Here is a 6,932-nt window from a genome sequence, read left to right on the forward strand (position 1 = left end):
GGACCAGCCAGCGACCGGCGAAGGGATAGTCCAGGTCGAATGGGTCAGACAACCGCGTAACCCGCACTCGCATGCCCTTCGTCGAGTTCTTTCAGCCAGAGACCACAGTGACCGATCGCGGCGTCATCCGAACGCCGCGCAATCGTGAACGAGAAGCCAGTCCCCTCCGCGTGCCGCTTCTGCTGGCGCACCACCCAGGCACTGGCCTCGAGCGAGGTGGCATTGCCCGGCAGCGAACCCGTCTGCGGCACATAGGGGTCGGTCGACAGTTCCTGCGCCATCGAAATGTCCCGATCTTCCACCGCCCGCAGACTGATCCGTCCGTAGGTTGGGCGTTCCGTGGGCCAGGGTGGCAGCGTCATGTCAACGGCATGACCACGATCAGGCATGGCGTGTTCATCGCTGTCCGTCACGGACTGCACGCCATTGGGTCTGTGTCATTCCACCCATGTTAGCGGCCACCTCGGCGAAGGCCACGCCTTCGAGCCGAGGGGACGCAGACGTCACTTGGTACGCTGACGAGCATGAGCGATGTCGACAGTCCGGTTCTCCGCCTGATCCCCTACCTCGCGGCTTTCACGGTCGCCGTGTTCCTCGGATTGCCCATGATGGGCGGCGGAAATCTGCTGACACCCCTGGTCGTGATGGCCATCGCCTATTTCGTGACCTACTACCTGGTCAGATACGTCATCGGACTCATCGTCCGCAACCGCCGAAACAGCACCGACGACCAAGAGTAGCCCCTACCTCTTGTCCTGGGCAGGTACGACGACCTTGCGGATGATGATCATCCCCGAGGCGGCCACCGGCACAGCGACCACGGCACCGAGCACTCCGCCCAAGGTGCCGCCGGCGATCGCGGCGATGATGACCAACGCACCGGGCACGTCCACCGCAGTCTTCATGATCCGGGGGCTGAGCAGGTACGCCTCCACCTGCATGTACACGAGGTAGTAGATGGCGGCCGCGATGCCCAGCCCGGGAGAGACCATGAGGCAGGAGGCGGTGATGATGATCGAACCGGTGATCGGGCCGACGAGCGGGATGAGTGAGGCGAGGAATGCGATGAAGGCGAGCAGCGCCGGCAGTGGGGCACCGATGATGGTGAGGAAGATCGCCGAGCAGACACCGTTGACGATGCCCAAGGACACCTGTCCCAGAACGTAGCGCCCGATGGATCGGGTGACCTCGTCGGTGACGGATTCGACGGTCGGTCGCGAACTCGCTGCGACGAGGGAGAGCATGGCCGACTTGATCGTCGGCATCGTCACGGCGAAGTAGATGGTGAGGATGACGACGATGATGACTCCGGCGAGGAAGCTGAGAATTCCGGCGCCGATCGATACGACGCCGCCGCCGAGCGACACCACGTTCTTCGGGTCGGCGGCCCAATCGCCGAGGTTGTTGAAGATCTTGTCGACATCGACGGCACCGGTGAACCTGTGTTCGAGGTCGGTCACCCATCCCGTGGCCGCCAGATTCGCGACGATGTCCGGGAGATCGCCGATGAACTGCTGGATCTGGCTGATGACGGCCGGGGCGATGAGCAGCACCGCCCCGGCGACGACGAGGATGAAGGCCAGGACGACGAGGACGACCGACAGGGGCCGGGGCAGTTTGCGCTCGACCAGCCACATCACGATCGGTTCGAGACCGAGGGCGAGGAACAGCGCCAGCCCGATGTAGATGAAGACGGTCGCCACGGACTGCAGGGCCATGATCAGCCCGATCGCGAGCCCCACACCCAGCGTTCCGGTGAAGCCCACCCGGAATGCGCTGTTGAGAGTCAGCGTCTTTCCCTGCCCTTTGACCATGGTCTCAAGTGTAACCAGCGACCATGCGCTGCGGCCCTCACACGCGTTAGGATCGAGGTCGAGACCAGGCACAATCCTTGAAACGCAAAGAAAGTGGTACGTCGACGATGAGCTCCGATCCGAACAGCATCGATGTCTGGGAGGCCTTCCTCGACCCACGGGGCGACTTCTCGTTGCCCGATTTCTCCGCTGTCACCCCAGCATCGCTGATCGCTGCAGTCCGTGCGGCCACGGACTTCGCCCGTTCCGAGGTCGAAGACATCATCGATGATGAGAATGATCCGACGTTCGTCTCCACCACCGTCCGCTTCGAATCCGCCACCATCCCCATGACCCGGATCGCGGCTGTCGTCGGTGCCGTCGAAGCCAACCATTTCCGTCCTGAACTCGCCGATGCCGTCGCCGAGGTGTGGGATCGTCTGTCGGCGGCACGGACCCGAATCTTCCTCGACGTCGATCTCTTCCACCGCATCGAACAGGTTCCATCCACCGATCTCAACCCCGAGGACAAACGTCAGCAGGAGCTCACTGTCGAGGAGTTCGTGCGTGCGGGAGCCCGCCTCGGCGAGGAAGAACGCGATCAGATGTCCACGATCGCGGCCGAGCTCACGACCCTGGGCACCTCCTTCTCCCGGGCACTGCAGAAGGACACGCGGGAACTGGCGGTCCACCTCGGCGAGGTCGATCAGCTGGCCGGGCTCAGCGATGACCAGATCGCTGCTGCCGCGAATCGGGCGGCCGAGCGTGGAACGGACGGGTATCTGCTGCCGCTGAACAATTTCACCCAACAGCTCGTCCTCGAGTCCCTGGAATCGCCCGAGACCCGCAGGCAGGTGCTGGAGAATTCCACCTCCCGCGGTGCTCGAGGAGGCGAGGGTGACACCCGGACCCAGGTCGCCGACACCACGGCGCTGCGAGCTCTGCAGGCGAAGCTGCTGGGATACCCCTCATACTCATCGTTCGCCATCGACAACCAGACAGCGGGCGGGCCGGATGCGGCGGCGGACATCGTCTCCTCCCTCATCGCCCCGGCCAACGCCCAGCTGGCCGCTGAGCTCGCGACAGTCAAGGAACGCTACGGCCTCGACGAGGTCGCGGCCGAGGACGTCAAGCACCATCTCGCACAGTACCGGGCGGACGAATTCGACATCGACGCCGACGAGGTCGCCAAGTACTTCGAATTCGACACTGTTCTGAACGAGGGCGTCTTCCGCGCGGCGACGGGCCTCTACGGCGTCACCTTCGCCTCGCGTGATTCAGTCACCGCCTGGCACGACGATGTTCGAGCCTTCGAGGCCACCGACACGAACGAACGTGCCCTGGGACTCATCCTCATCGACCCCTACTCCCGGGACACGAAACGCGGTGGCGCGTGGGTGGGAGAGCTGGTCACGAGTTCACGGCTGACCGGACACCTGCCCGTGGTCACACTCTCGCTCAACCTGGCCAAGCCGGGTCAGGGACGGCCGACACTGCTCAACCCCACCGAGCTCAACACCCTCTTCCACGAGTTCGGCCATGTCCTCCACGGCCTGTTCGCGAACTCGACCTATCCGTCGACGGCCGGCACCGCGGTTCCACGCGACTACGTGGAGTTCCCGTCCCAGCTCAATGAGATGTGGCGCTTCCACCCACAGGTCCTCCCCCACTACGCCAAGCACGTCGACACAGGCGAGCCCATGCCCGAATCGCTGGTCACCGCGCTGGTCGACAGTGAGAAGTTCGGGCAGGGGTTCGATACGACCGAATACCTGGCCGCGGCCATGCTCGACCTGTCGTGGCATTCGCTTGAGGCCGGCGAACACATCACCGACGTCCTCTCCTTCGAATCCGAGGTCCTGGCCGCCGCCGGGTTCAGCACGCTCGTTCCACCCCGCTACCGCACCACCTACTTCGGCCACATCTTCGCCTCCGGCTATGCCGCCGGCTACTACTCCTACCTCTACTCGGAAGTCATCGCCGCCTGGGTCAGCGAATGGTTCGAGGACCAGGGCGGACTCAATCGGGAGGCAGGCGACGCGTTCCGCGAGGCCATCCTGGCCCCCGGCTACTCGCTCGACCCCATGAGCGCGATCGAACGCTTCTTCGGCACGCGTCCCGATGTGGCGCCGCTGCTGCGCCGACGCGGACTGGCCGAGCCTGTGGATGACACTAGCTCGGACTCGTCCGAGGACGATGAGCCCGCCGAGGCTGCCGAGCCTTCCGGTGTCACCGAGGCCGAACCGAAGGAACACCGCAACCACGCGGCCGTCACCGAGGTGCTCGAGGCGAACGGAATCGAACCACAGATCAAGCTCTTCACCGATGCCACGCCCACGGCAGCCTCGGCGGCGGACAAGGTCGGTGTCGACGTCGGCGCGATCGCGAACAGCCTCGTCTTCTCGGCCGGCGGCGACCCCGTGCTCATCATGACTTCCGGGCGCCACCGCGTGGACACGGAGTACGTGGCCGAGCTCATCGGTGTGAACTCCCTCGACCGGGCCGACAAGGATCTGGTGCGCACCGCGACGGGACAGGTCATCGGCGGTGTCGCTCCCTGCGGGCACCCTGAGCCGATTCCCACGTATGTCGACGCGGCGCTGAAGGACTATCCTGTTCTCTGGGCTGCCGCCGGCACACCGAATTCGGTGATGCCGCTGACGTATGAACAGCTGTTGGCGATCACCGGAGGGAAGGAAATCACTGTTGTCGAAGAAGGTGCCGAAGGCTGAGGGCTCGGACGAACCGAGCGCTGAGGGCACGAGTGCTGACAGTCCCGATGGCCTGAGCGCTGCTGGCAGATTCGCGGCCTTCGCCTCCTCCAGAGGTCGCTACTACGCGGTGATCCTCGCCGTGTTCTCCGCGGTGCTCATCATCTCCAACATCTCCGCGACGAAGGTCATCGGCTTCGGGCCCGTCGTCACCGACGGCGGCGCGTTCCTGTTCCCCATCGCCTACATCCTCGGCGATGTGATCAGCGAGGTCTATGGTTTCAAGGCCGCCCGCAAGGCCGTCATCACCGGCTTCGGACTGCAGATCCTGGCGACCTTCGTGTTCTGGCTCGTGCTCATCTCACCACCGGGACCGGGCTATGAGAACCAGGACGCGTTCGCCGCCGTCCTGGGCTTCTACCCGCGCATCGTCGCTGCCTCACTGGTCGGGTACTTCTTCGGTCAGCTGCTGAACTCCTATGTGCTCGTAGCCGTGAAGAAGCGCATGGGCGAGCAGAAGCTGTGGGTCCGCCTGCTCACCTCGACGGGCGTGGGCGAGTTCGTCGACACGCTGCTCTTCTGCGTCATCGCCTTCGCCGGAGTCATCCCGGGCCTCGACTTCATCAACTACATCGTGTTCGGCTTCGTGTACAAGGTCGCCGTCGAAGTCATCCTCATGCCCGTGACCTACCGGGTGATCAAACTCGTGAAGAAGCACGAACCCAGCTACGAGCTGCCCGGCGGCGGCGCGGCAGCCTAGCCGCGCTGCTTCGCGTAGTAGCGGCCCAGCACCTCTGCTTCGAGTTCGGCGAAGCGGCCGTCGATCATCGCCTGCCTGATCTCGGCGACCAGATTGACGACGAAGTACTCGTTGTGGACCGTGCACAGGGTGGAGAAGAGCATCTCCTTGGCCTTGTACAGGTGCCGCAGGTAGGCCCGCGAGTAGTTCTGACACGTGTAGCAGGAACAGTCGGGATCGAGGGGTCCGAAGTCGCGTCGGTACTTCGCGCCGGTGAGGTTGTAGCGGCCGTCGCGGGTGTAGATCGCGGCGTTGCGGGCCACTCGTGAGGGCGAGACGCAGTCGAAGGTGTCGGCGCCGGTCTTGATCGACTCGAACAGGTCGTCGGGTTCCGAGATTCCCAGCAGGTGGCGGGGCTTGTTCTCCGGCAGCTCCTCGCACACCCACCGGATGATCGTGCCGAGGTTCTCCTTTTCCAACGCTCCCCCGATGCCGAAGCCGTCAAAGTCCATCGCACCGAGATCGTGCGCGGCCTTGCGGCGCAGGTCCTCGTACTGAGCGCCCTGGAGCACACCGAACAGCGCCTGGTAGGGCCGGTGCGAGCGCGCAGCCGTCAGTCGCTGGTGCTCTTCGATGCAGCGCAGTGCCCACTGGCGGGTGCGCTCCAAGGACAGCACCTGGTAGCCGCGGGTGTTGATCAGGGTCGTGAGCTCGTCGAAGGCGAACATGATGTCCGCACCCAGTTCGTGCTGGACACCCATGGAGATCTCGGGGGTGAAGCGGTGCATCGACCCATCGAGGTGGGACTTGAAGGTCACGCCGTCATCGTCGACGTTCGACAGTCTCTCCTTGCCCACGGCGACGAGATCGTCGTTCTGCTCCCCCGTCGACTCCATCGAGATGACCTTCTTGAACCCGGCGCCGAGGCTCATCACCTGGAATCCGCCCGAGTCCGTGAACGTCGGACCGGGCCAGTTCATGAACTTCCCGAGCCCGCCGGCCTCGTCGACGAGGTCGGACCCGGGCTGCAGGTAGAGGTGGTAGGCGTTGGCGAGCACGGCCTGTCCGCCGAGTTCGGCCACCTCGTCGGGACGCACGGCCTTGACCGTGGCCTTCGTTCCCACCGGGATGAACGCCGGAGTCGCGATGTCGCCGTGCGGGGTGTGGATGACGCCGGTGCGCCCGCCCGTCTCGAGGCGGGTGCCGACCTCGAACCCGAACCGGGAGCGGTCGTTGATGGCGGGGGCATCGGCGGCGGGGGCCGAGACTGTCTCAGATTCTGCGGAGGATTCGATTCGGGTCACCCGACAAGTTTAACTGGGAGCATGTCGACAACCTTCATTCAGATGCTTCAGGCCGCGGAAGCCACCGGCGAGCCCCTCATCATCGACGGTGGTCTGGGCACCGCCCTCGAAACCCGCGGCATCGATCTGCGCCACGAGCTGTGGTCGGCAGCCCTGCTTCGGGATTCTCCGGAGACGCTGGCCGAGGTGCACGCCGACTTCATCCGTGCCGGTGCCCGAATCATCACGACCGCCAGCTACCAGGCGACTCCGCCGGGCTTCGAACGGGCATCGATGTCCGCCGAGGAGGGCCGACGCCTCATCGAGCGCAGCGTTGAGACCGCGGCCGGGGCTGCCGCCGCAGTCGCTGCCGAACCAGCCGGCGCACCTGCCGGCGCGGTCACCG

7 protein-coding genes are annotated in these 6,932 nt (G+C 64.9%); 4 read left to right on the plus strand and 3 right to left on the minus strand.

All coding sequences use genetic code 11. The annotated features are described in order from the left end of the window. Positions 1-44: 44 nt before the first annotated feature. On the minus strand, positions 45-413 hold the full coding sequence (locus tag L0G76_RS12880) for a GNAT family N-acetyltransferase (protein WP_304357587.1): 369 nt from the start codon (positions 411-413) through the stop codon (positions 45-47). 111 nt (positions 414-524) lie between these two features. On the opposite strand from L0G76_RS12880, the gene L0G76_RS12885 reads away from it, so the two are divergent. Continuing rightward, positions 525-740, plus strand: a complete 216-nt coding sequence (locus L0G76_RS12885; protein WP_304357588.1) for a hypothetical protein — start codon at positions 525-527, stop codon at positions 738-740. 3 nt (positions 741-743) lie between these two features. Here L0G76_RS12885 and L0G76_RS12890 read toward each other — a convergent pair whose 3' ends face one another. Then, on the minus strand, positions 744-1,814 hold the full coding sequence (locus L0G76_RS12890) for an AI-2E family transporter (protein ID WP_304357589.1): 1,071 nt from the start codon (positions 1,812-1,814) through the stop codon (positions 744-746). A 107-nt stretch (positions 1,815-1,921) separates the two neighbouring features. On the opposite strand from L0G76_RS12890, the gene L0G76_RS12895 reads away from it, so the two are divergent. Together L0G76_RS12895 and L0G76_RS12900 are read left to right on the plus strand one after the other, a co-directional pair. After that, a complete protein-coding gene (locus tag L0G76_RS12895; protein ID WP_304357590.1) occupies positions 1,922-4,525 on the plus strand; it encodes a M3 family metallopeptidase in 2,604 nt (867 codons plus the stop codon). Beyond that, the gene (locus tag L0G76_RS12900) at positions 4,500-5,264 is read left to right on the plus strand and encodes a queuosine precursor transporter (protein ID WP_304357591.1); all 765 of its coding nucleotides are present in this window, start codon (positions 4,500-4,502) and stop codon (positions 5,262-5,264) included. The genes L0G76_RS12895 and L0G76_RS12900 overlap by 26 nt, the downstream gene beginning before the upstream one ends. Here the strand turns inward: L0G76_RS12900 and tgt are convergent. Further along, the gene (tgt, locus tag L0G76_RS12905; protein ID WP_304357592.1) at positions 5,261-6,547 is read right to left on the minus strand and encodes a tRNA guanosine(34) transglycosylase Tgt; all 1,287 of its coding nucleotides are present in this window, start codon (positions 6,545-6,547) and stop codon (positions 5,261-5,263) included. The two genes, L0G76_RS12900 and tgt, sit on opposite strands and share 4 nt — an antisense overlap. A 21-nt stretch (positions 6,548-6,568) precedes the next feature. On the opposite strand from tgt, the gene L0G76_RS12910 reads away from it, so the two are divergent. Further along, the coding region (locus tag L0G76_RS12910) for a homocysteine S-methyltransferase family protein (RefSeq protein WP_304357593.1) at positions 6,569-6,932 on the plus strand (364 nt) is incomplete at its 3' end.

The organism is Brevibacterium picturae, assembly GCF_030453725.1.
GTDB lineage: Bacteria > Actinomycetota > Actinomycetes > Actinomycetales > Brevibacteriaceae > Brevibacterium > Brevibacterium sandarakinum_A.